Here is a 23,881-nt window from a genome sequence, read left to right as displayed (position 1 = left end):
GAGATGAGGGCTCCCACCCACTTGATGGGGTAAGGCTCCCAGTAGACGACTGGGTTGATAGGCCGGATGTGGAAGCCTCGTGAGGGGTGGAGCTGACCGGTACTAATAGGCCGAGGGCTTGTCCATATTTGTTCGCGTCCACTGTGTAGTTCTGAAGCAACCAGCGTGTTGTTTCGTAGTGTTTCGGTGGTCATAGCGTTAGGGAAACGCCCGGTTACATTCCGAACCCGGAAGCTAAGCCTTTCAGCGCCGATGGTACTGCAGGGGGGACCCTGTGGGAGAGTAGGACACCGCCGAACAATTCTTGAGCCCGGGTCCTCCGATAATTCGGAGGACCCGGGCTTTTTTGCGTTGTACGGTCGGCCCATGGACTACGAGATCCGGCCGGTACTGCCGGCCGAGTGGCGGCGGAGCAGACAACTGCGGCTGACCGCGCTTCAGGACCCCGTTGCTCCGGTGGCCTTCGCCCGGACCTACGCCGAGGAGTCGGCGATGAGCGAGGACGACTGGCGGCGGCGCGCTTCCGGGGAGGGGGCGCAGCAGTTCGTCGCCGTCTCCCGTGAGAACGGCGGGATCGGCGAGCACGGTGATCACGGTGAGAGCTGGGTGGGGCTGACCGTCGCGGTGATCGAGCGCCCCGAGTACATCAGCGTCAATGCCGTGTACCTGGTGCCGGAGGCCCGCGGGTCCGGGCTGGCCGACCGGTTGTTCGCCGCCGTGCAGGACTGGGCCTGGCAGCGGACCGATCGGCTCCACCTGTGGGTGCACGAGAAGAACCCGCGGGCCGAGGCGTTCTATCGGCGGATGGGCTTCCGGCGGACCGGGGAGTGGATGGCGTCGCCTCTGGACGCGTCCTTCACCGAGTACGAGATGGCGCTCGATCGTCCGTGATCCGGTCGTCCCCGCCGGCGGATCGGACCGAACTCCCCTCGCCCGCATTTCCCTTGGCCTCCCCTCCCGCGGTGGCGGCGCGCGGCCGGGGCGCGATCGCGGTGGCGGCGACGGCCCCGGCCAGGGACAGCGCGCCGGCGACGACCAGGGCCGTGCGCAGGCCGTCGGAGAAGTCGGACGCGGAGGCATAGGACCCGGAGGCGGTGAAGGCGGCGGAGAGGATGGCGACGCCGAAGGCACCGCCGAGCTGCCGCATGGTGGAGTACGCGCCGGACGCCTTGCCGATGTCCTCGGGTGCGTTGGTGTTGACGGCGGACTTGGTCACCGCGGGGATCGCGAGGGCGGCACCGAGGCCGGCGAGGAGGATGGGCGCGACCACGGCGAGGTAGGAGGCCGAGGCGGTGGCGGAGCCGGCCAGCCAGAACATGCTGGCCGCTTCGAGAACCATTCCGGCCGCGATGAGGGGGCGTTCGCCGATGCGGTCGGCGAGGGCGCCGGTTCTGGGGGCGAGCAGGAAGGGGGCGACGCCCCAGGGAAGGGTGCGCAGTCCCGCGTCCAAGGGTCCCTGGCCGAGGGCGACTTGCTGGTACTGGGTGAGGAAGAAGATCGCCCCGGTCATCGTGGCGTTCAGCAGGAAGATGATGAGGTTTCCCGCGGAGAAGGAGCGGGAGCGGAAGAGCCGCAGCGGCAGCATGGGGGTGCGGGCGCGGGCCTGCCGGCGGACGAACGCCACGCTGAGTACGGCGCCGGCGACGAGCGCGCCGGTGACCTCGGGGCTGCCCCAGCCGGCCGCGTCGGCCCGGACCAGGCCCCAGACCAGGCCCACCGCGGCGGCGGTGAAGACCACCAGCCCGGGAACGTCGATCGCCGCGGACCGGTTCGCGGGTCCTTCGTGCAGCCGGCGCAGGACGAAGGGGATCGCGGCGAGCCCGATCGGCACGTTGAGCCAGAAGATCCACTGCCAGGCGAGACCCTGGGTGAGGGCGCCGCCCAGGACAGGGCCGGACAGGATGGCGAGGCTGGTGACGCTGCCGTAGATGCCGATCGCCCAGCCGCGGCGGGCCGGCGGGAAGGCGGAGTTGAGCAGGCCCAGGGCGAGCGGCATGATCGTGGCCGCGCCGACCCCCTGGACGGTGCGGGCGGCGACGAGGACGCCGACGTTCGGGGCGAGCGCGCAGCCCGCCGAGGCGAGCGCGAAGACGGCGAGTCCCACCGCGAACAGCCGGCGCCGCCCGAAGCGGTCGCCGAGCGAGGCGCTGGTCATCAGCAGGACGGCGAAGCTGAGGGTGTAGGCGTTGACGGTCCACTCGAGGTCGGCGATCGAGGCGTGCAGGTCGCGCTGGATCGCTGTCAGTGCGGTGGCCACCACGAGCATGTCGAGGATGACCATGAAGGACGCGATGGAGGCGAGGCCGAGTGCCCACCACTGGGCCGGGGTGACCGGGGGCCGTCCCTCGCCCCCGTTTCCTCCGGACGGTGCGGGCCTGCCGGGCAGGGCCCCCGCTGTACTGCTCTCTGTGCTGCTCACGTGTCGTCTCCTGCTGTCACGGTCGTGATGTCGCTGGTACCGACACCGGGCGGCGGGCGAACCTGTCGTGGAGCGGCGACGACTTTCCGGTGGCGCCGGTGTCTGCACAGAGGAGAACCGGTACGGGACCGGACCCCGGGCTGCGGCGGAAGGCGGCGGGCATGGCGATGACGAGCAGGGACGTGGGAGATGCGGTCCCCGCCCCGGTCACGGACGCGGATCGGGGCGCGGGTCCGCCGCTGGACCAGGACGCCGCGGTACTCGCGCGCGCCCGGGCCGGCGACGGCGAGGCGTTCCGGCAGCTCACCGACCCGTACCGGCGGGAGTTGCAGGTGCACTGCTACCGCATGCTCGGCTCGCTCCAGGACGCGGAGGACCTGCTGCAGGAGACGCTGCTGTCCGCGTGGCGCGGCCTGAGCGGTTTCGAGGGGCGCTCGTCGGTGCGGACATGGCTGTACCGGATCGCGACCAACCGCTGCCTGAACGCCCTGCGGGCCGGGACCCGGCACCCTCGGCTGCTGGAGCCGATCCCCTTGGAGCGACCGTTGCCCGAGCCGACCGCCCGCGCGTCGGAACCGGTCTGGATGGAGCCGTACCCGGACGTGCTCCTCGCCGGTCTGCCCGATCACGCGCCGGGACCCGAGGCGCGCTACGAGACCAGGGAGGCGGTGTCCCTGGCGTTCCTGGTGGCCTTGCAGCATCTTCCGCCGCGCCAGCGGGCCGTGCTGGTGCTGCGCGACGTGCTCGGCTACCGGGCGGCCGAGGTCGCGGCGATGATGGTGACCACCGAGAACGCGGTGCACAGCGCCTTGAGCCGGGCCCGGGCCGCGCTGGCGTCGAGGGAACGGCTCGCGGCTGACCGGGAGTCGGCGCCGCTGCCGGACTCGTGGCGCGAGCGGCAGGTCGTGGCGGACTTCGCCCGCGCCTTCGAGAGCGGTGACGTGGACGCGGTGCTGGCGCTGCTGACCGACGACGCGTGGCTGACGATGCCCCCGCTGGCGCTGGAGTACCAAGGGCTCGCCGCCATCGGGAACTTCCTCGGCACCATCGCGTTCCGCGGCCGCCGCAGCTACGCGCTCGTACCGACCCGGGCGAACGGCCAGCCGGCCTTCGGCATCTATCTCCGGCTGCCGGGCAACCCGTTCCTGCACGCGCACGGGGTGCTGCTGATGACGCTGGAGGGGGACCGGGTCTCGGCGATCACGCGCTTCATGGACGGTGGACTGCTGCCGCTCTTCGGGCTGCCGCGCTCGCTGCGGGAGTAGCGCCGGGGGCATTGCCGGGGACGGGAGGGTGCGGAAAAGTGGCCGTGCGGCCGGTGCCGTTGGGGACACCGGTGCCAGAGGGAACGCGTCCTCGACGCGTCGACGAAGGGAAGCCGCGCATGGCCACAGACGAGTCGTCCCGTACGTCGCCGGCGGGCGGGACCCGGCCGCCGCAGACCGAACTCCCCGATCCCGGTGGGGCGCGGCAGCCCATCCGCAGGCGCACCGGCGGGCGCGCGCTGCGCCGGGCGTCGATCCTCACCGTGGCCTCCGTGGTGGGCGTCCTGCACCTGACCGGAGGCGCGCTCGCCGATCCGTCCGGCGCCGACGGCGGATCCCGGTCGAGTGCGTACGGCAGCGACAGCAGCGGTCAGGCCGGGCGCGGCGGCACCGGCGGCGGCGACCAGTCCGGGTCGATCGGCCTGGGCGCGACCTACGGCAACAGCTCGCACGGCGCCCCCGCGGCGGCGGGCACCAGCATCGGCGACGGGAAGACCGGCGCCGGGGCCTCGGCGTACGGCAACGGGACGAACTCGGCCGGCGCGGGCGCCTCCAAGGCCGGACCCGGCGGCGGATTGTCCGTCGGCGACGCCACCGCGACCGGCAGCGGGTCCGGCGCGGAGTCCAACGCGTCCACGAGCAAGGGGACGTCCTCCGCGGAGGCGTCCGGCGGTGCGCGGAGCGCGAGTTCGACGAGCGGCTCCAGCCAGGCGGGTGCCGCGGCCTCGGCGAGCACCGCCGGCGGCGGGTTCTCCGGTGCCAATGCCGACTCCGGGGCGAACGCCTCCTCCGCGGCGGCCTCCAGCCCCGGCGGCGACACCTCCGCGAGCGCGGCCTCCGGACCCCTCGGGAGCGCCGGCAAGGCCGGGATCGGTGCGACGGGAGCGTCCGCGAGCACCTCTGCGGCCGGTACGTCGGCGGCCGGCAGCGAGGCCGGCGGCAGCAGCGCGCAGGCGTCCGCGACCAGCTCCTCCGGGCCGACGTCCGCGACCTCCATGGGGGCCGGCAGCCCGCTCGGCGGTGTCTCCTCCGCGACGGCCTCCGCGCCCAACGGCGGCACCGCCACCGCCCAGGCGCCCGGCGCCGCCCCCGCGAGCGTCTCCGGCCCGCCCGGCACGAGCGTCTCCGCGAGTGCGTACAGCGGGGCGATCGCCGGAACTCCCGGGGCGATGCTCGGGTCCCCCTGGGGCGCGACCACCACGAGCTCGTCCCCAGCGGCCCCCGCCGCTCCCGCCGCACCTGCGGCCCCGGCGGCTGCACCGGCTGCTCCTGCTGGCGACGCAGTTGACGCCTCCGCACCCGCTCCGGCCGCACCCGCTGCCCCGGCCGACGCGGCTCCGGCTGCTCCCGCTGCTCCGGCCGCACCCGCGGGGGACGCAACTGACGCCTCCGCGCCCGGTGATGACGCAGCCTCATCCGACGCTTCGGCCTCCGGGGACGACGGGAGTTACGGGGGCTCCGATTCCGGTGACTCCGGTGACTCCGGTGCTTCGTCCGATGGCAGCTACGGCGGCGGTGACTCCGGGGACAACGGGGGATCCTCCGACGGCGGTGACGGCGGTGGTGACGGCGGCTCCGGTGGCTCCGGTGGGTACGGCGGCGGCAGCGGGGACGGGGGTTCCGGCTCCGGCGGTGGCGGGGACGGTGGGGGTGGCGAGTAACCCCGCCCCCGGGGTGCCCCGTCCTGTCGCCGCGGCACAGTCGGCGCGTCAGCGCCTGGTGAGTCGCGCAGTTCCCCGCACCTCCTCGGGGGCGCGGGGAACTGCGCGAGCAACCACCGCGCACCCGCAGCCAACGACGAGCGAGCAACCACCCCCAGGGGCGCGGGAAATGCGCGACGAGCCAGGACGGACCGCAAGGTCCCGGGACGTACGGGACGGGGCAGCCGGGAGGGTCAGGGCATCCTCGTCCTCAAGCGATCCTCGCCAAGTCCTCGACCCGCACCGCCCCCAGCAGCGGCTCCCCCTTTGCCCATCGCTCCACCTCGTCGACGGCGTACCCACCGAGCCGTCGCACCTCGGTGCCCTGGCAACCAGCGATATGCGGGGTGACGAGCACGTTCCGCATCAGCAGCAGCGGGTGCCCGTCGGGCAGCGGCTCCGGCTCCGTGACATCGAGATACGCGTCGATCCGCCCGGTCCCGCACTCCCGCGTCAGCGCCTCCGTGTCGATGAGCCGCCCCCGCGCGCTGTTGATGACCGCCGCGCCGTCCCGTAGCAGCGCGAGCCGTTCCGTGTTGAGGAGGTGGTGGGTCTCGGGCAGGTCCGGAGCGTGCACGGTGACGATGTCGCTGCGCCGGCACAGGTCGTCGAGGTCGACGAGGGTGACACCGAGGGCCTCCGCCTCGGCCGCGGAGACGTAGGGGTCGGCGAGGAGCACCCGGAAGCCCGCGGCGGCGCCGAGCAGGCGGGAGATGACGCCGCGGCCGATGCGGGACGCGCCGATGACGCCGATGGTCGCGCCGTCGGCGCCCTGCCTGGTGTCGAATTCGGGCTGGCGCCCGGCGACGTACTGCGCGGCGGTGTTGAGCGCGCGATGGGACGCCAGCCAGACGGTGGCCATCGTGTATTCCACGACCGGCGCCGCGTTCGCGTCGGCCGCGGAGGAGACGGCGATCCCGCGGGCCCAGACCTCGGGGGTGGCGTGGGCGCGGACGCTGCCGGCCGCGTGGATGGCGGCGGCCAGGAGCGGGGCGCGGTCGAGCGTCTCGGCGTCGAGGACCGGGCAGCCCCAGCCGGTCAGCAGCAGCCGGGCGCCGGCGAGTGCCTCGGCCGCGCCGGGGCCGGCCGGGTCGGTGACGACGACGGGATGGACGTCAGCGAGCGCGTCGAGCCGGGCGCGCACCGGTGCGGGCAGGACCAGGTCCACGATGTCCGGTCGCATCGCCAGCACCAGCTTCGGCCGCTCCGCCATGTCTGCCCCTCACGTGTCGTCGTTCGCGTTCGTCCGTGCCGCCGGGTCCGCCGCTTCGGGGCGGGCCGGTCGGGCCCATCGTGTCATCGGGTGGCCGGGGGTCTGTCTCCGGCCGTGTAATCGGTTACTTTTCCACGGTCAAAGCCTAGGGTCGCGCCCCGACGCCGTCAACGCGAGACCTCCGGGTCGGGCTGTCGCTTTGCCCGAATGGCTGGTGATGCGAGGGATGTTCGACCGGGCGAGGCCCGCCAATTGCCAGGTTCCTCCGTGCGAGAGGGGTTGACCCCGTCGTAGTAACCGGTTTAGTTTCCGTGCCACCTTAAGCGTCGAGGAGGACGCGATGGCGATTGCCGAACGGGACGCCACCGGCCGCACGGGTGCGGCGGACGCGTCCGGTACCGCAGGAACCGGGGGTCGCGCGGCCCGCGGCGCCCGGCGTAAACGGTTGCGGCGGGACCTCGTCCTGCTGCTGCTGATGGGGCCCGGGCTGCTCTACTTCCTGGTCTTCCAGTACGGCGCGATGGCCGGGAACGTCATCGCGTTCAAGGACTACGTGCCCTTCGACGGGCTGTGGGCCAGCGAGTGGGTGGGGGTGTCCAACTTCCACGCGATCCTGGTCGACACGGCGTTCTGGCACGCGGTCGTCAACACCCTGTGGATAGCGCTGCTCCAGCTCGCGTTCTACTTCCCCGTGCCGATCGCGCTGGCAATGCTGCTGCACAGCCTGACCCGCGACTCGCTGCGGCGTGTGGTGCAGTCGGTGATGTACCTGCCGCACTTCCTGTCCTGGGTGATCGTGGTGGCGATCTTCCAGCAGGTGCTCGGCGAGACCGGCCTGCTCAACAACCTGCTCGGCGACGCCCACCTGCACACGGTGGACATCATCGGCAACCCGGCCGCGTTCAAGCCGCTGGTGGTCGCCCAGGTGATCTGGAAGGACTGCGGCTGGGGCACGATCATCTTCCTCGCCGCGCTCGCCCAGGTCGACGAGCAGCAGTACGAGGCCGCCGCGATCGACGGCGCCGGCCCGTGGCGGCGGTTCTGGCACGTCACGCTGCCCGCGATCCGGCCGGTCATCGTGCTGCTGCTGATCATGCGGGTCGGCGACATCCTGTCGGTCGGCTTCGAGCAGATGCTGCTCCAGCGCGCGTCGGTCGGCCCGGACGCCGCCGAGGTGATCGACACCCTCGTGTGGCAGCGCGGCCTGGTCGAGGGCGACTACGGATACGCGGCCGCGGCCGGCCTGTTCAAGGGCGTGGTGGGCGCGGTGCTCGTCTACGCCGCGAACAAGGTCGCCCACCGCCTCGGAGAGCAGGGGGTCTACCAGTGAGCACGCTCGCCCCGCACGGCACCCGCACCGCCGGCCCGCGCGGGACGGCCGGACCGCGGCGCCGCAGGCCCGCGCGGACGGCGCGCCCCGCGTGGATGGAGCGGCCGAAGCCGCTCACCCGGGCGGCGAAGGCGGTCGCGCTGGCCACCGTGGTGCTGCTGGTGGTGGTGCCGTTCCTGATCATCGTGTCCACCTCCCTGGCGAGCAACAAGGACGTGGTGGCGAACGGCGGGTGGGTGCTCTGGCCCGAGCACCCGACGCTGCGCGCCTACCGGGAGATCTTCGAGGGCGGCATCGTCGGCCACGCGCTCGCGGTGAGCGCGGGCGTCACGCTGGTCGGCACCGCGGTCAGCCTGGCCTGCACGATCGGCCTGGCCTACGGGCTCAGCCGCCCCGACCTGTTCGGCGGCCGGCCGCTGCTGCTGGTCATCCTGTTCACGTTCCTCTTCCCGCCCGGCATGATCCCCAGCTTCCTGCTGGTCAAGAGCCTCCACATGCTCAACAGCTACGACTCGCTGATCGCCCCGGTGGTGATCAACGTCTTCAACCTCGTGGTCCTGCGCGGCTTCTTCCAGTCGGTGCCGGCCGAACTCCACGAGGCGGCGCGGCTGGACGGCGCCGGCGAGTGGATGGTGCTGCGCCGGATCGTGCTGCCGCTGTCCAAGGCGGCGCTCGCGGTGGTCGGGCTGTTCTACGCGGTCTCCTACTGGAATGCCTGGTTCTACGCATCGATCTACCTCGACTCCGGCCACTGGCCGCTGCAACAGGTACTGCGCACCTACGTGGTGGGGGGTGCGCAGCTCGCCGACACGGGAGCGGGCGACGCCGGCCAGGTCGCCGCGCCGCAGACGATCCAGATGGCGGTGCTGGTGGTGGCCGTGGTGCCGATCCTCGCCGTCTACCCCTTCCTCCAGAAGTACTTCACCAAGGGCGTGCTCACCGGCGCCATCAAGAGCTGACCCCAGCCCACGAGTCGACCCCGGCTCGCCGAGCAGATCCCCTCCGAAAGGACCACCGTGAGTACCTCGTCGTTCTCGCGGCGTACCCTGCTGCGCTCGATCGCCGCAGGCGGAGCCGCCATCGCCGCCCCGTCCGTGCTCGCCGCCTGCTCCACCTCCGCCTCCCGGCACGACGTCAGCAACGTCGGCAAGAAGCTGACCCCGTGGCCGGCGTACGTGCCCTTCGACGGCCCGGCGCCGGACCTGCCGGGCACCGCGGACGGCATCCAGCCCGGGTACCTGACCTACCCCGCCAAGCTGGTGAACGCGGTGCAGGAGAAGCCCGGCAGCGGGCAGACGATCAAGGTGATGACCATCACCTACGGCACCCCGCCCAAGCCGGCGTCGGCCAACCGCTTCTGGGCGGCGGTCAACAAGGCGCTCGGCGTGAACATCGAGTTCACGGTGGTGCCCGACTCCGACTACATGACGAAGATGGCCACCATGACGGCCGGCAACGACCTGCCGGACGTGATCAACTTCGGCGGCGGCCACACCCTGCCGCGCGAGGCCGAGTTCGTCACCGCCGAGTGCACCGACCTGTCGTCGTACCTGACCGGGGACGCGATCAAGGAGTACCCGAACCTCGCCAACCTGCCCACGTACGTCTGGCAGAACATGGGCCGGATCGGCGGGCGGATCTATGGCGTGCCCATCCAGCGCTCCGCCCCCGGCAACTGCCTGTGGATCAACGCCGACGCCTTCTCCGCCGCCGGGATGAAGGACGGCTGGAGCTCCGACGACTTCATGGCCGTCGCCAAGGCCGCGACCCACGGCAGGAAGTACGGCCTGGGCTCCTCGTCGCCGCTGCTGTTCGGCGCCGACGTGCACACCATGGCGTTCGGGTCGCCGCAGGAGTGGAAGCGGGAGGCGGGCGGCACCTTCGTCAGCGCGTACACGACCGACGAGTACCGGGCCGGCCTGGAGTACATGGCGAAGCTGCGCAAGGCCGACGTGTTCGAACCGAACGTGCTGGGCACCTCGACGGTGGACTGCAAGACCTTCTTCTACAACGGCACGGTCGCCTCCATGCCCGACGGGTTCGGGGCGCTGTCCACCTCGATCCCCAGCATCGACGGCGCCTTCACGCTCGACGCGGCCGTGCCGTACTCCCCGGCCGGCGGCGCGAAGCCGGGCATGCAGCGGGCGCAGGGCGCGTGGGGCTACACCGTGCTGAAGAAGACCACCCCGGACCGGGTGAAGCTGATCCTCCGGGTGCTGAACTACCTGGCCTCGCCCTTCGGCACCAAGGAGTACGAGCTGACCCACTTCGGCGTGGAGGGCGTGCACTTCACCCGCAACGCGACCGGCGACCCGATCCCCACCCGGCTCGGTCTGGTCGAATCCAACGTCAACCTGCCCTTCAAGTACGTGTGCGACGCCCCCCAGGTGCTCTACCTCCCCGGGCACCCGGACGCGGTCCGGCGCAACCACGCCTGGCAGACGAAGGTCGCGCCGATGCTGGTGGCCAACCCGCGCTGGGGCCTTCAGTCCGAGACCAGGACCCGGTCGGGGGCGGCCATCGACCAGCTCAGGACCGACACCATCGGCGCGGTGGTGGCCGGGCGCAAGCCCATGAGCGCCTGGGACGACACCGTGAAGAAGATGCGCGGCCAGGGGCTGGACCGGATGGCGGAGGAGTACGCCAAGGACTACGCGGCCAACCACTGAGCGCCCGCCGCCCGGCCCGGCACCAGTACGCTGGGCGGCGGCGCGCCGGCGCGGGGACGCGGCGTGGCCGCGACGGACTTCGGATGGCGGGAATGGCGGAGATTTCACCAGGGCCGGGCGCGGCGGGCCGCGGCAGCGGCAGGCGCACCATCCGTGACGTCGCCGACCGCGCGGGCGTGTCCGTGGCCACCGTCTCGCGGGTGCTGGCCGGCAACTACCCGACGTCCGCCGCGGCCCGCGCGAAGGTGCTGCGGGCCGTGAAGGACCTCGACTACGTCATCGACGGCCGGGCCCGGGCGCTGGCCGGCACCGGCCCGAAGACGATCGCGGTGATCGTCTCCTCGGTGGACAGCGCGTTCTACGCCAGCGTCGCGCAGGGCGTGGAGCAGGAGGCCGCCGCCCGCGGCCGGCTGTGCATGGTGTGCAGCCATGGCGGTGACGAGGCGCGCGAGCTGGCGCTGGTGCAGATGATGCGCGAGCAGCGCGCCGAGTTCGTGGTGCTGGTCGGCGGGGCCGTCGAGGACGACCGCTACCGGGCGCGGCTCACCGAGTACGCGCACGGCCTGGCCGCCGCCGACTCCCGGCTGGTGCTGTGCGGGCGGCCCGCGCCCAGCCCCGACATGCCGGTGCTGGTCGTCGAGTACGACAACGAGGCCGGCGCGTACGCGGTCGTCGGCCACCTGCTGGCGGCCGGGCACCGGGACATCCTCTACCTCGGCGTGATGCCCGGCCACAGCACCGTGGAGCCGCGGATCGCCGGCTACCGCCGGGCGCTGGCCGACCACGGCCTGGGCCCGGCGGCCGTGCGTATCGAGGGGACCGGCCTGGGCCGGACGCACGGCTACGCGGACATGCGGCAGATCCTCGCCGACTGCGGCGGCCGCCCGGACTTCACCGCGGTCTTCGCCGGCGACGACCAGGTCGCGGCGGGCGCGATGGCGGCCATGCGCGAGCACGGCCTGCGCACCCCGCAGGACATCTCCGTCGTCGGCTACAACAACGACGGCCTGGCACAGGACCTCAACCCCCCGCTGACCACGGTCAACATCCCCGCCTACGAGATGGGCCGGGAGTCGGTCCGGCTGGCGCTCGCGGAGAAGGCCGCCCGCGGCGAGGGCGGCGGCACCCGTGCCCTGGCGCAGAGCCGGCACCTGCTCGGCACGCACACGGTGCTGCGCGAGTCGGTGGCCAGGCCCCGGCCGCGGGACTGAACCGGCGCGCGGCTGAACGCGCGGGCGTCCTGGCACGTACGGGTCTTACGGATCGGTGAACGGCTGCCCCGGTGGCGGCCCCGGGTGCTCCGGCGGTATTAGCGTGAAGGGCCGGGACCCGCCCGCAGGGGCACCGGCGGTATCCGGAGGTCATCGTGGTCACGCTCGTGCTCATCGGTCTGGTGGGCGGTTTCATCACGGGGATCTCGCCGTGCGTCCTGCCGGTGCTGCCCGTGGTCTTCCTGACCGCGGGCGCCCCGGCGCAGCAGCCCGCGGCGGGCCGGGCCGGCTCAGCGGTGTGGGCCGGGGGCACGCCGTACCGGGGCCGATCCGGAACCGGCCGCCGCCCGTACCTGGTGGTGGCCGGACTCGCGCTGAGCTTCAGCGTCTTCACGCTGCTGGGCACCCTCGTGCTCAGCGTGCTGCCGCTGCCCGCCGACAGCATCCGCTGGGCGGGCCTGGCGGTGCTGACCGTGCTCGGCGTGGCGATGATGTTCCCGCGGGTGCAGGACCTGCTGGAGCGGCCGTTCGCCTATGTCGGGCGGCGCCAGGTCAGCCGGGAGCGGGGCGGGTTCGTGCTGGGCCTGGCGCTCGGCGCGGTGTACGTGCCGTGCGCGGGGCCGGTGCTCGCCGCGATCACCGTGGCCGGCGCGACCCACCGGATCGGCGCGCAGACCGTCGCGCTCACCCTCGCCTTCGCCGTGGGCACCGCGGCCCCGCTGCTGTTCTTCGCGCTCGCCGGGCGCGGCGTCGCCGAGCGGGTGCGGGCCTTCCGGGAGCGGCAGCGGGCGGTGCGCTTCGCGGCCGGCCTGGTCGTGATCGCGCTGGCCGTCGCGCTGACCTTCAACGTCACCGACGCCATCCAGCGCGCCGTGCCGGACTACACCGCGAGCCTCAACAAGGCGCTGGACGGCACCAAGGCGGCCCGGCAGCTCGGGCCCCAGCAGGCCATGGCCCTGCAGCAGTGCGCGCAGGACCCCCAGGAGGACCTGGGCGACTGCGGGAAGGCGCCCACCGTCTCCGGCATCCAGAAGTGGCTCAACACCCCCGGCGGGAAGCCGCTGACGGCGGCCGACCTCAAGGGCAAGGTGGTGCTCGTCGACTTCTGGGCGTACTCCTGCATCAACTGCCAGCGGGCCATCCCGCACGTCAACGCCTGGTACCAGGACTACAAGGCGGACGGCCTGGTGGTGATCGGGGTGCACACCCCCGAGTACGCCTTCGAGCACGTGCCCTCCAACGTCGCTGCCGGCACCAAGCGGCTGCACATCACCTACCCGGTCGCGCTCGACAACGACTACACGACGTGGAACGCCTTCGGGAACGACTCCTGGCCGGCGCAGTACCTGATCGACTCCACCGGCGAGGTACGGCACGTCGCGATCGGCGAGGGCGGGTACACCGGCGACGAGAAGCTGATCCGGCAGCTGCTGACCGCGGCGCACCCGGGCGTGGAACTCCCCGAGGCGACCGACGTGCCCGACCGCACCCCGACGGATGACCAGAACCCGGAGACGTACCTCGGCTCCCAGCGGGCGCAGGAGTACGCGGACGGCCCGCTGGCCAACGGCACCCGCACGTTCACCGCGCAGGGTCCCCCCGGCCAGTACGAGTTCGCGCTGTCGGGACGCTGGAAGGTCGGCGACGAGGCGCTGACCTCGGTGCACGCGGCCGCGTTGCAGCTGAACGTCGGTGCGGACGACGTCTATCTGGACGTCGGCGGCACCGGCACTCTCACCGCGACGTTCCGCGGGAAGACCCGGACGTTCCACGTGTCGGGAGCACCCGACATCTACCCGGTGGTGTCCGGCGACAGCCCGCAGAACGGGATGCTCACGCTGCAGTTCACCCCGGGGCTGAGCGCCTACTCCTTCACCTTCGGGTGAGGCGCCTTCGGGTGGGCAGCCTCGGGTGAGGCGCCTTCGGACGGGGCCGCCTTCGGGCGAGGCGGCCCGGGCTCAGCGGATGCGGACCGCGTCGGGAACGGCCGGCGGCAGCGCGTCCGCGGTCGCGTCGCCGAGCGCGAGCCGCATGTCGGCCTGCTGCCACAACGGGGACTGCCAGCGGGCGGTGCCCTGCTCGGGCGAGCGCAGCACGGCGAGCGTCGGCAGCCCGGCGGCATGCCCCTCGGCCAGCAGCGCGGGCAGGTCGGGGACGGGGGCGAGCGCGGCGATGTCGTCGAGGACGAACGTCAGTGGTGGGTCGAGCCGACCGGCGGGTGACCCTGCGGCCATGCGCCGGCCGTGCTCGACCACGCTGGAGACGAGTGCGGTCAGCAGGGGCATCGCACCCAGGTGGGAACGCGGGTCCTCGATCCGTTCGCCCACCACATAGAGCGTTCCCCGTTCGGCGGCGAATGACTCCATGTCGAGGCCGCCGGACTTGGCGGGCGTGCACGCGTCGCGGATGTGCACGGAGTTCAGCGGTTCGAGGATGTGCCGGATCAACGCCTGTGCGGCGTCGCGGCGTTCGGGGTGGGCGTGCAGCACCGACTCCAGCTCGCCGCTCCAGCCCGACGCGGCGTCCCGGTCGGTGCGCAGCACGCGCACCGCGTCCCCGGCGGCGGCCCCGCCCGCCGCCCAGCGCTGCACCTGCCGGAACGGCCGCCCGTCCACGGCGGCCGCGTGCAGCCAGCAGCGCAGCAGCGTCACCGCCGTGTCGTGCACGATGGCCTCGTCGGCGCGCGCGGTCCGCAGCGGTGCCAGCAGGGCTGCGGCCCGTATCCGCGCGGTCCCCGGCCGGTCGCAGCCGTCGTGCGGCGCCCACCGCAACCGCCCGGGCACATCCAGCAGGTGCGCCGGGTCGTAGACATGCACCGGCCCGAGCTTCGCCCGGTTCCCGGCCGTCTGGTGGTACGTCTCCGGATCCGCGGTGGTCACCACCACCGGCCCCGCCGCGGCCAGCACGGCCGGCTGCACCACCCGCTTCGCCTGGTCCCCGCGCGGCGCCGCGAACAGCGCGTAGGTACGGGTGACTTCGCCGTCGGCGAGCGCGGCCAGCGGGGCGGCCGGGCCCGGCGGGGGAGCCAGATGCCCGGCGGGCACCGCGCTCCCGGCGGGCACCGGGGGGAACTCCGTCGTGGGGGCGTCCACCGGTTCGGGGGTGCCCGCCGGCCCGGGCGGCACCGCGCGCGGCACCGTGCGGAACCAGGCGTCCAGGCTCTCCTCGCCGGCGGCGGAGGAGGCCCGGGGGCCGGCGTGGCGGCGCGGCTCGGGCACGCCGGCCGGGGCGCCGCCGTCCGGGTCCGCCTCGTCCGGGTCCGCGTCCGTCGCGAGCGCCGGGTCCGCCTCGTCCCCCTCGTCCGTGAACGCCTCGACGTCCCCGGCCGGTTCGGGGCCCCGCTTGGCGGCGGCCGCGGTGCGGGCTGCGCGGCGCGGCGCCCGGCTGCGCGGCGGGCGCTTGCCGCGCAGCCGCGCCACCGCGTTCAGCACCCACACGGCAAAGGCGACCAGCGCCGCGATCTGGCCGACGAACACCCACCAGAACAGCTCCGCGCCCGACAGCTGCCCCCGGGGCGTCTTCGGCCACGCGGCGGCCATGTCGTGCGGCTGGGCGACCAGGTAGCGCATCGCCCGCGGGGTGCGGGTGAAGTGCACGCCCTGCGGCCAGCCGCCGTGCGCGAGCACCGCGGAGATCCCGGTCGCCGTCCACACCAGCAGGGTCACCCCGAGCAGGACGCCGATGATCCCGACGATCAGGCCGTCCGGCAGGCCCCCCGAGGTCTCCTTCGCGCGCGCCGCCATGCCTTCACGCCACCGCGTCGTCTGCCATGTGCTTGGCGAGCGCGACCTGGGCCGCGTGCGCCTCCGCCCGCGCCTCGGCCTCGGCCTCCGCCTCGGCCTCGATGCCGGCCAGGTGCTCCTGCGAGGACTCGGTCATCGCCCGGTCGGTGAAGACCAGTGGGCGTTCCGCCTCGGTGATCAGGTGCTTGACCACCTGCACGTTGCCGTTGACGTCCCACACGGCGATGCCAGGGGTGAGGGTCGGGATGATCTCCACCGCCCAGCGCGGCAGACCCAGCACCCGGCCGGTGGCTCTCGCCTCGTCGGCCTTCTGCGCGTAGATCGTCCGGGTCGAGGCCATCTTCAGGATCGCGGCGGCCTCCTTGGCGGCCGCGCCGTCCACCACGTCGGACAGGTGGTGCACCACCGCGACGAACGACAGGCCGAGCCGCCGACCGAACTTCAGCAGCCGCTGGAACAGCTGTGCCACGAAAGGCGAGTTGATGATGTGCCAGGCCTCCTCGACCAGGAAGATGCGTTTCTTCCGGTCCGGCCTGATCCAGGTGTGCTCCAGCCACACCCCCACGATGGCCATCAGGATCGGCATCGCGATCGAGTTGCGGTCGATGTGGGAGAGGTCGAAGACGATCAGCGGCGAGTCCAGGTCGATGCCGGCGCTCGTCGGCCCGTCGAACATCCCGCGCAGGTCGCCGTCGACCAGCCGGTCGAGCACCAGGGCGACGTCCAGGCCCCAGGCGCGGACGTCGTCGAGGTCGACGTTCATCGCCTCGGCGGACTCCTGCACCGGGTGCCGCAGCCGCTCCACGATGTCGGTGAGGATCGGCTGGCGGTCCGTCACCGTCTCGGCGACGTAGCTGTGCGCGACCTTCAGCGCGAAGCCGGACCGCTCGTCCAGGCCGCGCCCCAGCGCCACCTCGATGATGGTGCGCAGCAGCGCGAGCTGCCCGGTGACGGTGATCGCCGGGTCCAGCGGGTTGAGTTTGATCCCGCCGTCCAGCGCCGCCATCGGGTCCAGCCGGATCGGGGTCAGGCCGAGCGCCTGCGCGATGAGGTTCCACTCGCCGACGCCGTCCTCGCCCTGCGCGTCGAGCACCACGACCTGCCGGTCCTTGAAGCGCAACTGCCGCATCACGTAGGTCTTCTCCAGCGCGGACTTGCCGTTGCCGGACTCGCCCAGCACCAGCCAGTGCGGGGCGGGCAGTTGCTGGCCGTAGAGCTGGAACGGGTCGTAGATGTAGCCCTTTCCGGAGTACACCTCGCGTCCGATGATCACACCGGAGTCGCCGAGGCCGGGCGCGGCGGTCGGCAGGTACACCGCCTGCGCCTGGCCGGTCGAGGTGCGGACGGGCAGCCGGGTGGTCTCCACCCGGCCGAACAGGAAGCTGGTGAACGCGTCCGTGATCGCAGCCAGAGGGTCCAGCATGGGCATCGGTGGCCTCCTCCTCCGGGCGGACTACCGGCGGATGCCGGTAGCGAACGGCAACGTGTTCACGAATGCCCGGTGATGCTCACGATCGCACCACTCGAGCTTCAAATACGACTTACCGGCGGAAGCGCGGATAGTGCGCTTGTCGCGCGCCAGCGCTTCCGGGGAGCGCGAGGACACCGTGATGTAGCCGACCAGGTTCACCCCGGCCGCGCCGCTGGCCAGATCCTCGCCGCGCTGGTCGATCCGGCCGTGGTGGGCCACGTCCCGGGGGTCGACCACGCGGTTCATCTTCGCCGCCCGGCTCGCCTCGGCGTCGTCGTTGGTCTTCTCCGTCAGCATCCGCTCGATCGCCACGTCGGTGGGCTCCAGGTCCATGCAGACCGCGACGGTGCGGATCACGTCGGGAGTGTGCACCAGCAGCGGCGCCAGGAAGTTGACGCCCACCGGTGTCATCGGCCACTCCTTCACCCACGCCGTCGCGTGCAGCCACGGGGCGCGCGTGCTCGACTCACGGGTCTTCGCCTGGAGGAACGTCGGCTCGGTCGCGTCGAGTTCGGCCGGCCACGCGTTGCGGCGGGTCATCGCCTGGATGTGGTCGATCGGGTGGTCCGGGTCGTACATCGAGTGCACCAGCGACGACAGCCGGGCCTGGCCCAGCGGTTGCCTGACCCGGATGTCCGCCTCGGCGAGCCGCGCGCAGATGTCGTTCAGCTCGCGGGCCATCACCGCCGCCAGCCCGCCGTCCTTGTCCACCTTGGTGCCGCGGGCCGCGGTCGCGCGGGCCATCGCGTTGCCCTCGGCGGCCAGTTCACGGGTGAAGTGCATGCACGCCACCAGGTAGGCGCGGTGCTGCTCGGAGGACGTCGACACCATCGACTGGAGCTGGTCGTAGGAGTCCTGCAGCCAGCGCGGCGCGTCCGGCTCGCCGCGCTGCGCCACGTCCTTGGCGTGCGCGTCGGGGTCGGCCGGCAGCGTGCGGGCCAGCATCTGCAGGCGCGTCACGAAGCCGTCGCCGTTGGCCACGTGCTTCAGCAGCGTGCCGAAGCGTTCCACCAGGGCTTCCTGGTCCTCGCTGTCGCGCAGGCCCACGCCCGGGCCCTCGATCTCGATGGCCGCGGTGACGGTGCGCCGGTCCACGTGCAGCAGCACCGCGATCTCGTCCGGCCCGAACGGCGCCGCCAGCCAGGTGATCCGCCCGATCCCCGGCGGCGGCCCGACCTCGACCTCCAGGCCGTCCATCCTGGTGCCCGCCTCCTGCGCCGCCGAGCGGTACGAGGGTGCGACCCGCAGCATCCGCCGGTAGGCCCGGTTGATCTCGAACCAGCGGTAGAACGTCCGCCGCCGGTAGGGCATGTACACCGCGGCCAGCGCCAGCACCGGCCAGCCGACCAGGCCGACGATCCGCAGCAGCAGCACCGGGATCAGCAAGCCGGACATCATGCCCAGCGCCGCGCCGACGATGATCAGCGCGATCTCGCCGGTCTCCCGGTTCTTGCCGACGATCGCGTTCGGCCGCGCCTTTCCGATCAGATACGTGCGGCGCGGCTGGGTGAAGGGCTGGGTCGTCACCGGCGCTCACCTCCCTGGGAAGAGCCGTTGTTCGAACCCGAGCCCGGTCCCCGGCCGGAGCCGGACCGGTACGGGGAGCCGCTGAGCGGGCCGCTGCCGCCCCCGGAGCCGCCGCTGGGGCCACTGCTCCCGGAGCCGCCGCCCGAGCCGCCGGAACCCCCGCTGCGGGTGCTGTGCGCGGCCATGCCGCCGGCCACCGGGTTGGCGGGCTGGCCGCCGCCCTGGGCCTGCTCCTGCGGGCCGCCGCGGGCGCTGTGCGTGGTGATGCCCTGGCGGACCAGCGCGGCCGGGGAGGAGATCACCGCGGCCGCGGACGACTGGCCGCTGGCCTTGCGGCCGTTGCGCAGGTTCACCACGTCGTCGCCGAAGCCGGGCACGAAGCGGTAGATCATGGCGCTGGCGAAGATCGCCAGCAGGATGATCGCCAGGCCCGAGACGACGGCGGAGAAGGAGTCCGGGCCGTTCTTCGACGACGACAGCGCGCCCGCCAGGCCCAGCACGATCACGATCACGGGCTTCACCAGGATCACCGCGATCATGATGCCGGCCCAGCGCCTGACGTGGTGCCACATGTTCTTGTCCACCAGGCCCGCGTAGACCGCGGTGCCCAGCAGCGCGCCGACGTACAGCAGCGCCGCGCGGATCACCAGTTCCAGCCACAGCACGCCCGCGGCCAGCACCGACACCAGCGACACCACGATCAGCATCACCGGGCCGCCGCCGATGTCGGTGCCCTTCTTCAGGGCACCGGAGAACGAGCCGAAGAACACGTCGGTGTTCGACTTGGTGCCCGAGGAGATCACGTCGGTGACCGCGTCCGTCGCCGAGACCACGGTGTACAGCACCAGCGGGGTGAAGGCCGAGGCGAGCACGGTCAGCCACAGGAAGCCGACCGCCTCGCTGATCGCCTCCGTCATCGGCACCCCGCGCACCGCCCGCTTGGCCACCGCGAGCAGCCACAGGATCAGCGTCAGGATCGTGGAGGCGGCGAACACCACGGCGTACTGCCGCAGGAAGTCGGTGTTCGTGAAGTCCACCTCGGTGGTGTTCGTCACCGCCGAGGAGAGCTTGTCGATCGTCCAGGAGGCGGCTTCGGCGCAGCCCTTGCCGAGGGAGGTGAGGGGGTCGAGGGTGCTGGTGATGCCCCCGCTGCCTCCTCCTCCGCTGCTGCCGGTCTTGTTGTTGCTCTCGCAGACGTCCTTGGCCGATCCGATGAGCGCGCGACAGGGGTCGCTCCCGCCGGAGGTCGCCGAGGGCGTCGGCGTGGCCGTCGGATCCGCCATCGCCCGCGACGCGAAAACCCACAGCGCGGTCTGGAGCGCCACCACGGCGCCCGTCAGGGGAAGGAGTCGAGAGCGGCTGCTACCTCGCATAGGTGAACCCTCCGTACTGCTGTACGGCACCCGCGATCTGGTCCGCCGTGGCGACCTGCTGGTCCCCGCCGACGGGCGCGGGCCCCTCCTTCTGGCTGGACGACGCGATCTTCCAGTCCCCGCCGCCCGACGTGCCCGAGGCGTCCCACACCAGCTTCTCGGTGATGGTGAACCACGAGGTGGTGACGGGCTTGGTGGAGCCCTGGCCGGCCAGGCCGGCGAGCGCGGTGCACCACACCTGGACCGTGGCCGCGTCGGCGGTGCCCGCCGTGGTCTTCGTGCCGACCGGGATCGTCCGCGAGACGAGGGTCAGCCCGGCCGGCGCGGTGCCGTCCGGGTCGAGGCCCAGGGACTTTATCGCGGTGGTGGAGTACGCCTGGTCGAGCGAGCCCTGGAGCTGTGTGGATGCGGACGGTGCGTACACATCCGCCACGATCCGGTGCCGGGACGCGGTGTTGAACATGTCGACGCCGCCCAGGGCCACCGCGTAGTTGGCCGCCGCGGACTGGGCGCCCTGCGCGGTGTGGGCGAAGCCCGCCGGGATACCCGCGGACTTGCCGGTGACCGGGCGCTCGCCGGTGGGTGCGGTCGTGCTCGCCGACCCCTTCGCCGCGGAACCGCCTCCGCTGCTTCCGCCGGACCCGGCGTCGTCGGAGGACGACGACCCGCCGCCGCGGGTGGCGAAGGCCAGCGCCGCGACGAGGATGACGACCACACCGACCACCGTCATCAGCGCACGCCTGGGCTGCGGGCGCCGCCCCGCCGGGCCGTGCGCGCCGTGGCCCTCCGGCATCCGGGTCCGGGTCGGGGGACCGTCCTGGCCGAGGCTCATCGCGCGGTCGCCCCCCCGGGCGCCGCGGGCACGGCGCGCGGGCGCGTGTCGCGGCGGAGCGTGTCGCGGAGGACGACAGCGCTGCTTGGTTGAGTGGGCATCAGCACGCAGCCTTGGTCGGGACGGTGGAGCCTGGGACGGGCTCCGGAAGGGGAACGGTGGTGCCCGCGGGCACCCGGGGATGGTCCGGCCGCGCCGGCCGGACCGGGGCTAGATCGCCATCCCGTAGACGATGGTGAACAGCGTGCCCAGGGAACCGATGATGAACACGCCGGTCAGCCCGGCGATGATCAATCCCTTGCCCTGCTCCGCGCTGAAGGTGTCGCGCAGCGCGGTGGCACCGATCCGCTGCTTGGCCGCACCCCAGATCGCCAGGGCCAGGCACAGCAGGATCGCCACCGCCATGATCACCTCGACCAGGACACGTGCTTCGTTGCCGAGGGAACCGAACGGTCCCCAGTCCGGGGCGATGCCACCGATGATGGTGTTGATGTCGCCCTTCGCCGCTGCCTGAAACATGTAACTCACCACCCCGCTCGATCAGTTGGCTCCCTCGCCGGGGCGCAAGGGGCCATCATCTATCTTGACGGAGGAATCCGCTGTTGCATGTCGACTGAGCGACTTTCTCGGCGGATCGTCCGTGTGATCCGGCCCGCAGCAGCCAGACTGGTGAACGGACCGGTGTTCGAGGGACACAGACGACTACTGTGTGTATCACGAGCATCACCGTAGGGCAACGAAGAGAGCGGGATCGTACGAGGATCGGAAGGGGTGGGGACCGCGTGCGCCGCATCTGGCTCGTCGTCATCATCGCGCTGGGCCTGTGCTTTTCGTTCCTCGCGCTGCTCGTGGTGGGGACCTTCTCGGCCGCGGCCGGGCTGACGGACGGCGAGAACGGACAGGCCGTCACACTGGCCAAGGGCTCGGTGCCGGCCGAGTACCAGCCGATCGTGCTGAAGTGGGGCAATCTGTGCCCCGCCCTCAACCCGGCGCTGCTGGCCGCGCAGCTCTACCAGGAGAGCGGGTGGAACGCGCACGCGCAGAGCGGGGCCGAGGCGCAGGGCATCGCGCAGTTCATCCCTGGCACCTGGGCGACGCACGGCATCGACGGCAACGGGGACGGCAAGGCCGACGTCTGGGACCCGCAGGACGCGATCCCCTCCGCGGCCACCTACGACTGCCAGCTCGCCGACTACGTGAAGAACGTGCCGGGCGACAACACCGACAACATGCTCGCCTCCTACAACGCGGGCGCGTACGCGGTGATCAAGGCCGGCGGCATCCCGCCATACGCCGAGACGCAGCACTACGTGACGATCATCCGCACCCTCGCGCAGAGCTTCGCCGCGCCGGTCGCGCGGCTGGAGCCCACCGAGCAGGCCGCGGGCGCGATCAACTACGCGCAGTCGAAGCTCGGCACGAAGTACCTGTGGGGCGGGGAGGGGACGCCGGCGCAGGGCGGGCGGTTCGACTGCTCGGGGCTGACGCAGGCGTCGTACCACGCGGTCGGGGTGAGCCTGCCCCGGGTCGCCAACGATCAGTGGAACGCCGGGCCGCACCCGACCAGGGCCGAGCTGCTCCCGGGCGACCTCGTCTTCTTCGCCTACGACCTCAGCGACCCGCGGTCGATCCACCACGTGGGGATCTACGTCGGCGGCGGCTACATGATCGACGCGCCGCACACGGGTGCGGTCATCCGGTTCGACAAGATCGACTCGCCCGACTACATCGGGGCGACCCGGGTCACCGAGAGCGGGGCGCAGGCGCTGCCCACCGCGTCGCCGACGAGCTGACGCGTATTGGCTGACGCCGGCGGGCCGACTCCGGCGCGTTCGCGTCCGTGTGTTCGGGTCCGTGCGCCCGCGTGTCCGTACGTACGTGCCTTCGCGCGTTCGCGCGCCCCTGCCTCCATGCGCCCGCGCGTCCGCCGGGAGCGGGTGGGGGCGGGGCCGGGTGCGCCGGGACGGATGTGACGGGTGCGCACCGTGAGGCTCTGCCCCGAGGGTTGGGCGGATCGGGCGCGTAATCGTTCCTCCTGGTCACCCTTCCATAACGTCCTGGTGATCATCTGGCGAAGACCGGAACGCTACGTAGTGTGCCGGCCGTTGTACGGGGGAGAATGGCGCGAGACGCAAGCGACGGGGGTTGCGCACGAGCCGACCGATGGCACACGTTCAGTTGCGTTGACGGAAGAGTGGTGGTCCGCGATGGCGAAGGTCGCAGGCGACAGCGCGAACCCTGACGTCAGCCTGCTGCGCGGGGTCAACGGGCTGTCCGGGCACGCCCCGCGCGGGGTCGACCGGGCGGTGGAGTGGGCCGGCGGGTACGGCCTGGTCGCCCTCGCGCTCGTGCTGGTCGTCCTTTGCTGGTGGCGGGTGGCCCGGCGGGCCGAGGACGCGCCGGCGGCGGTCGCCGGCGTGCTGTGGTCGGCGCTGGCCGCGGGGATCGCCCTGCTGCTGGACCTGCCGATCCGGGCGCTCGTCCAGCGCCCCCGCCCGTACCTCGACCACGACGGCCTCCATGTGCTGGTGCACGAGGGCGGCTACTCCTTCGTCAGCGTGCGCAGCGCGGTGATCGCCGCGGTCGCCGTCGGGCTGTTCACGGTCAGCCGCAGGTTCGGCGCCGTCGCCCTGCTCGCCGCGCTCGCCGAGGGGTTCTGCGACATCTACGTCGGCACGCACTACCCGACCGACGTGATCGGCGGGTTCGCGCTCGGCACGGCCACCGCTCTGCTGCTCACCGCGCCCGCCGTCGCCCTGCTCACCGCGCTCACCACCCGGCTGGCGCGCGGCCGCGCCTCCGCCCTGGTCCGCTCGCCGCGCACCGTCCCCGCCGCCGGGCGGATCGGCCCCCGCGAGGTCCGGCACAGCGCCACCGACAAGGACCTGGCGGCCTGATCCCGCCCGCCAGGCGCGGCGGATGCGTGGGCCGGGGAGATCCTGTGCGCGTCGGTGGCGCGGGCGCGACGCGCTGGTAGCGTCGGGCCGCAGACTCCGTCTGTGACGTCTCTGTGGGGGGGGACTTCCATGGTTCGCGCACGCCTGCCCGCGGTGGCCGCGTTGCGGTTCGCGGCCGGCCCGTCGTACTGCCGACTGCCGTACCGCGGGCCATCACGTGGTGCCGACGGC

Annotated in this window: 18 protein-coding genes and 2 rRNA genes; 12 read left to right on the top strand and 8 right to left on the bottom strand. The window is 72.7% G+C overall.

Features of this window, described 5'->3' with window-relative positions; translation table 11 throughout:
• The 3 genes from C4U44_RS32265 to C4U44_RS32255 all read left to right on the top strand — a co-directional run.
• Positions 1-126 (top strand): 23S ribosomal RNA (locus C4U44_RS32265); the annotation flags it as partial.
• A gap of 56 nt (positions 127-182) precedes the next feature.
• Positions 183-299, top strand: a 5S ribosomal RNA gene (gene rrf / locus C4U44_RS32260).
• A gap of 67 nt (positions 300-366) precedes the next feature.
• Positions 367-891 carry a GNAT family N-acetyltransferase gene (locus tag C4U44_RS32255; protein ID WP_103889604.1) on the top strand — a complete coding sequence of 175 codons (525 nt, stop codon included), beginning with the start codon at positions 367-369 and terminating at the stop codon, positions 889-891.
• Here the strand turns inward: C4U44_RS32255 and C4U44_RS32250 are convergent.
• Positions 857-2,419: a DHA2 family efflux MFS transporter permease subunit gene (locus tag C4U44_RS32250; protein ID WP_200823474.1), complete on the bottom strand. Its 1,563-nt coding sequence runs from the start codon at positions 2,417-2,419 to the stop codon at positions 857-859. The genes C4U44_RS32255 and C4U44_RS32250 overlap by 35 nt on opposite strands.
• A 161-nt stretch (positions 2,420-2,580) precedes the next feature.
• Between C4U44_RS32250 and C4U44_RS32245 the strand changes: the two genes are divergently transcribed.
• Both C4U44_RS32245 and C4U44_RS41740 read left to right on the top strand, forming a co-directional pair.
• Positions 2,581-3,684 carry an RNA polymerase subunit sigma-70 gene (locus C4U44_RS32245; RefSeq protein WP_235032502.1) on the top strand — a complete coding sequence of 368 codons (1,104 nt, stop codon included), beginning with the start codon at positions 2,581-2,583 and terminating at the stop codon, positions 3,682-3,684.
• Between the two features lie 119 nt (positions 3,685-3,803).
• Entirely contained in the window at positions 3,804-5,345 is a 1,542-nt protein-coding gene (locus C4U44_RS41740; protein ID WP_160145156.1) for a hypothetical protein, read from the top strand.
• 250 nt (positions 5,346-5,595) lie between these two features.
• Here C4U44_RS41740 and C4U44_RS32235 read toward each other — a convergent pair whose 3' ends face one another.
• Positions 5,596-6,597 (bottom strand): hydroxyacid dehydrogenase, encoded by a 1,002-nt coding sequence (locus C4U44_RS32235; RefSeq protein ID WP_103889602.1) that lies wholly within the window; start codon positions 6,595-6,597, stop codon positions 5,596-5,598.
• 340 nt (positions 6,598-6,937) lie between these two features.
• Between C4U44_RS32235 and C4U44_RS32230 the strand changes: the two genes are divergently transcribed.
• The 5 genes from C4U44_RS32230 to C4U44_RS32210 all read left to right on the top strand — a co-directional run bounded on the left by C4U44_RS32230 (position 6,938) and on the right by C4U44_RS32210 (position 13,693).
• On the top strand, positions 6,938-7,927 hold the full coding sequence (locus tag C4U44_RS32230; RefSeq protein WP_407642921.1) for an ABC transporter permease: 990 nt from the start codon (positions 6,938-6,940) through the stop codon (positions 7,925-7,927).
• 95 nt (positions 7,928-8,022) lie between these two features.
• On the top strand, positions 8,023-8,886 hold the full coding sequence (locus C4U44_RS32225; RefSeq protein WP_103889624.1) for a carbohydrate ABC transporter permease: 864 nt from the start codon (positions 8,023-8,025) through the stop codon (positions 8,884-8,886).
• 57 nt (positions 8,887-8,943) lie between these two features.
• Positions 8,944-10,596 (top strand): extracellular solute-binding protein, encoded by a 1,653-nt coding sequence (locus C4U44_RS32220; RefSeq protein ID WP_103889601.1) that lies wholly within the window; start codon positions 8,944-8,946, stop codon positions 10,594-10,596.
• 92 nt (positions 10,597-10,688) lie between these two features.
• Entirely contained in the window at positions 10,689-11,807 is a 1,119-nt protein-coding gene (locus C4U44_RS32215; RefSeq protein ID WP_103889600.1) for a LacI family DNA-binding transcriptional regulator, read from the top strand.
• 155 nt (positions 11,808-11,962) lie between these two features.
• A complete protein-coding gene (locus C4U44_RS32210; protein WP_103889599.1) occupies positions 11,963-13,693 on the top strand; it encodes a cytochrome c biogenesis protein DipZ in 1,731 nt (576 codons plus the stop codon).
• A gap of 72 nt (positions 13,694-13,765) precedes the next feature.
• Here the strand turns inward: C4U44_RS32210 and C4U44_RS32205 are convergent, their stop codons facing one another.
• The 6 genes from C4U44_RS32205 to C4U44_RS32180 all read right to left on the bottom strand — a co-directional run bounded on the left by C4U44_RS32205 (position 13,766) and on the right by C4U44_RS32180 (position 21,272).
• Entirely contained in the window at positions 13,766-15,550 is a 1,785-nt protein-coding gene (locus C4U44_RS32205; protein WP_235032501.1) for a type VI secretion protein, read from the bottom strand.
• Between the two features lie 4 nt (positions 15,551-15,554).
• Entirely contained in the window at positions 15,555-16,973 is a 1,419-nt protein-coding gene (locus tag C4U44_RS32200; protein ID WP_103889623.1) for an ATP-binding protein, read from the bottom strand.
• A 30-nt stretch (positions 16,974-17,003) separates the two neighbouring features.
• Positions 17,004-18,548: an SCO6880 family protein gene (locus tag C4U44_RS32195; protein WP_103889598.1), complete on the bottom strand. Its 1,545-nt coding sequence runs from the start codon at positions 18,546-18,548 to the stop codon at positions 17,004-17,006.
• Entirely contained in the window at positions 18,545-19,921 is a 1,377-nt protein-coding gene (locus tag C4U44_RS32190) for a hypothetical protein (protein ID WP_200823473.1), read from the bottom strand. Before C4U44_RS32190 ends, C4U44_RS32195 begins: the two co-directional genes overlap by 4 nt.
• Positions 19,911-20,753 (bottom strand): hypothetical protein, encoded by an 843-nt coding sequence (locus C4U44_RS32185; RefSeq protein WP_103889597.1) that lies wholly within the window; start codon positions 20,751-20,753, stop codon positions 19,911-19,913. Before C4U44_RS32185 ends, C4U44_RS32190 begins: the two co-directional genes overlap by 11 nt.
• 210 nt (positions 20,754-20,963) lie before the next feature.
• Positions 20,964-21,272 carry a hypothetical protein gene (locus C4U44_RS32180; protein WP_103889596.1) on the bottom strand — a complete coding sequence of 103 codons (309 nt, stop codon included), beginning with the start codon at positions 21,270-21,272 and terminating at the stop codon, positions 20,964-20,966.
• Positions 21,273-21,535: 263 nt separating this feature from the next.
• Here C4U44_RS32180 and C4U44_RS32175 point away from each other — a divergent pair, with 263 nt between their 5' ends.
• Together C4U44_RS32175 and C4U44_RS32170 are read left to right on the top strand one after the other, a co-directional pair.
• Positions 21,536-22,546, top strand: coding sequence for a bifunctional lytic transglycosylase/C40 family peptidase (locus C4U44_RS32175; protein ID WP_103889595.1), 1,011 nt, complete (start codon positions 21,536-21,538; stop codon positions 22,544-22,546).
• A 414-nt stretch (positions 22,547-22,960) separates the two neighbouring features.
• On the top strand, positions 22,961-23,650 hold the full coding sequence (locus C4U44_RS32170; RefSeq protein WP_103889594.1) for a phosphatase PAP2 family protein: 690 nt from the start codon (positions 22,961-22,963) through the stop codon (positions 23,648-23,650).
• Positions 23,651-23,881 lie beyond the last annotated feature (231 nt).

Origin of the sequence: Actinacidiphila yanglinensis (genome assembly GCF_900107965.1) — a bacterium.
In the GTDB taxonomy this organism is placed as follows: Bacteria; Actinomycetota; Actinomycetes; order Streptomycetales; family Streptomycetaceae; genus Actinacidiphila; species Actinacidiphila yanglinensis.
Note: the sequence above shows the minus strand (reverse complement) of the source record. Positions and strands in the feature narration are given on the sequence as shown.

What these genes read in the sequence shown, in the direction of transcription:
- C4U44_RS32255 (WP_103889604.1), top strand. Translation starts at nt 367, where the DNA reads ATGGACTACGAGATCCGGCCGGTACTGCCGGCCGAGTGGCGGCGGAGC.
- C4U44_RS32245 (WP_235032502.1), top strand. Translation starts at nt 2,581, where the DNA reads ATGGCGATGACGAGCAGGGACGTGGGAGATGCGGTCCCCGCCCCGGTC.
- C4U44_RS41740 (WP_160145156.1), top strand. Translation starts at nt 3,804, where the DNA reads ATGGCCACAGACGAGTCGTCCCGTACGTCGCCGGCGGGCGGGACCCGG.
- C4U44_RS32235 (WP_103889602.1), bottom strand. Translation starts at nt 6,597, where the DNA reads ATGGCGGAGCGGCCGAAGCTGGTGCTGGCGATGCGACCGGACATCGTG.
- C4U44_RS32230 (WP_407642921.1), top strand. Translation starts at nt 6,938, where the DNA reads ATGGCGATTGCCGAACGGGACGCCACCGGCCGCACGGGTGCGGCGGAC.
- C4U44_RS32225 (WP_103889624.1), top strand. Translation starts at nt 8,023, where the DNA reads ATGGAGCGGCCGAAGCCGCTCACCCGGGCGGCGAAGGCGGTCGCGCTG.
- C4U44_RS32215 (WP_103889600.1), top strand. Translation starts at nt 10,689, where the DNA reads ATGGCGGAGATTTCACCAGGGCCGGGCGCGGCGGGCCGCGGCAGCGGC.
- C4U44_RS32205 (WP_235032501.1), bottom strand. Translation starts at nt 15,550, where the DNA reads ATGGCGGCGCGCGCGAAGGAGACCTCGGGGGGCCTGCCGGACGGCCTG.
- C4U44_RS32200 (WP_103889623.1), bottom strand. Translation starts at nt 16,973, where the DNA reads ATGCTGGACCCTCTGGCTGCGATCACGGACGCGTTCACCAGCTTCCTG.
- C4U44_RS32190 (WP_200823473.1), bottom strand. Translation starts at nt 19,921, where the DNA reads ATGCGAGGTAGCAGCCGCTCTCGACTCCTTCCCCTGACGGGCGCCGTG.
- C4U44_RS32185 (WP_103889597.1), bottom strand. Translation starts at nt 20,753, where the DNA reads ATGAGCCTCGGCCAGGACGGTCCCCCGACCCGGACCCGGATGCCGGAG.
- C4U44_RS32180 (WP_103889596.1), bottom strand. Translation starts at nt 21,272, where the DNA reads ATGTTTCAGGCAGCGGCGAAGGGCGACATCAACACCATCATCGGTGGC.
- C4U44_RS32170 (WP_103889594.1), top strand. Translation starts at nt 22,961, where the DNA reads ATGGCGAAGGTCGCAGGCGACAGCGCGAACCCTGACGTCAGCCTGCTG.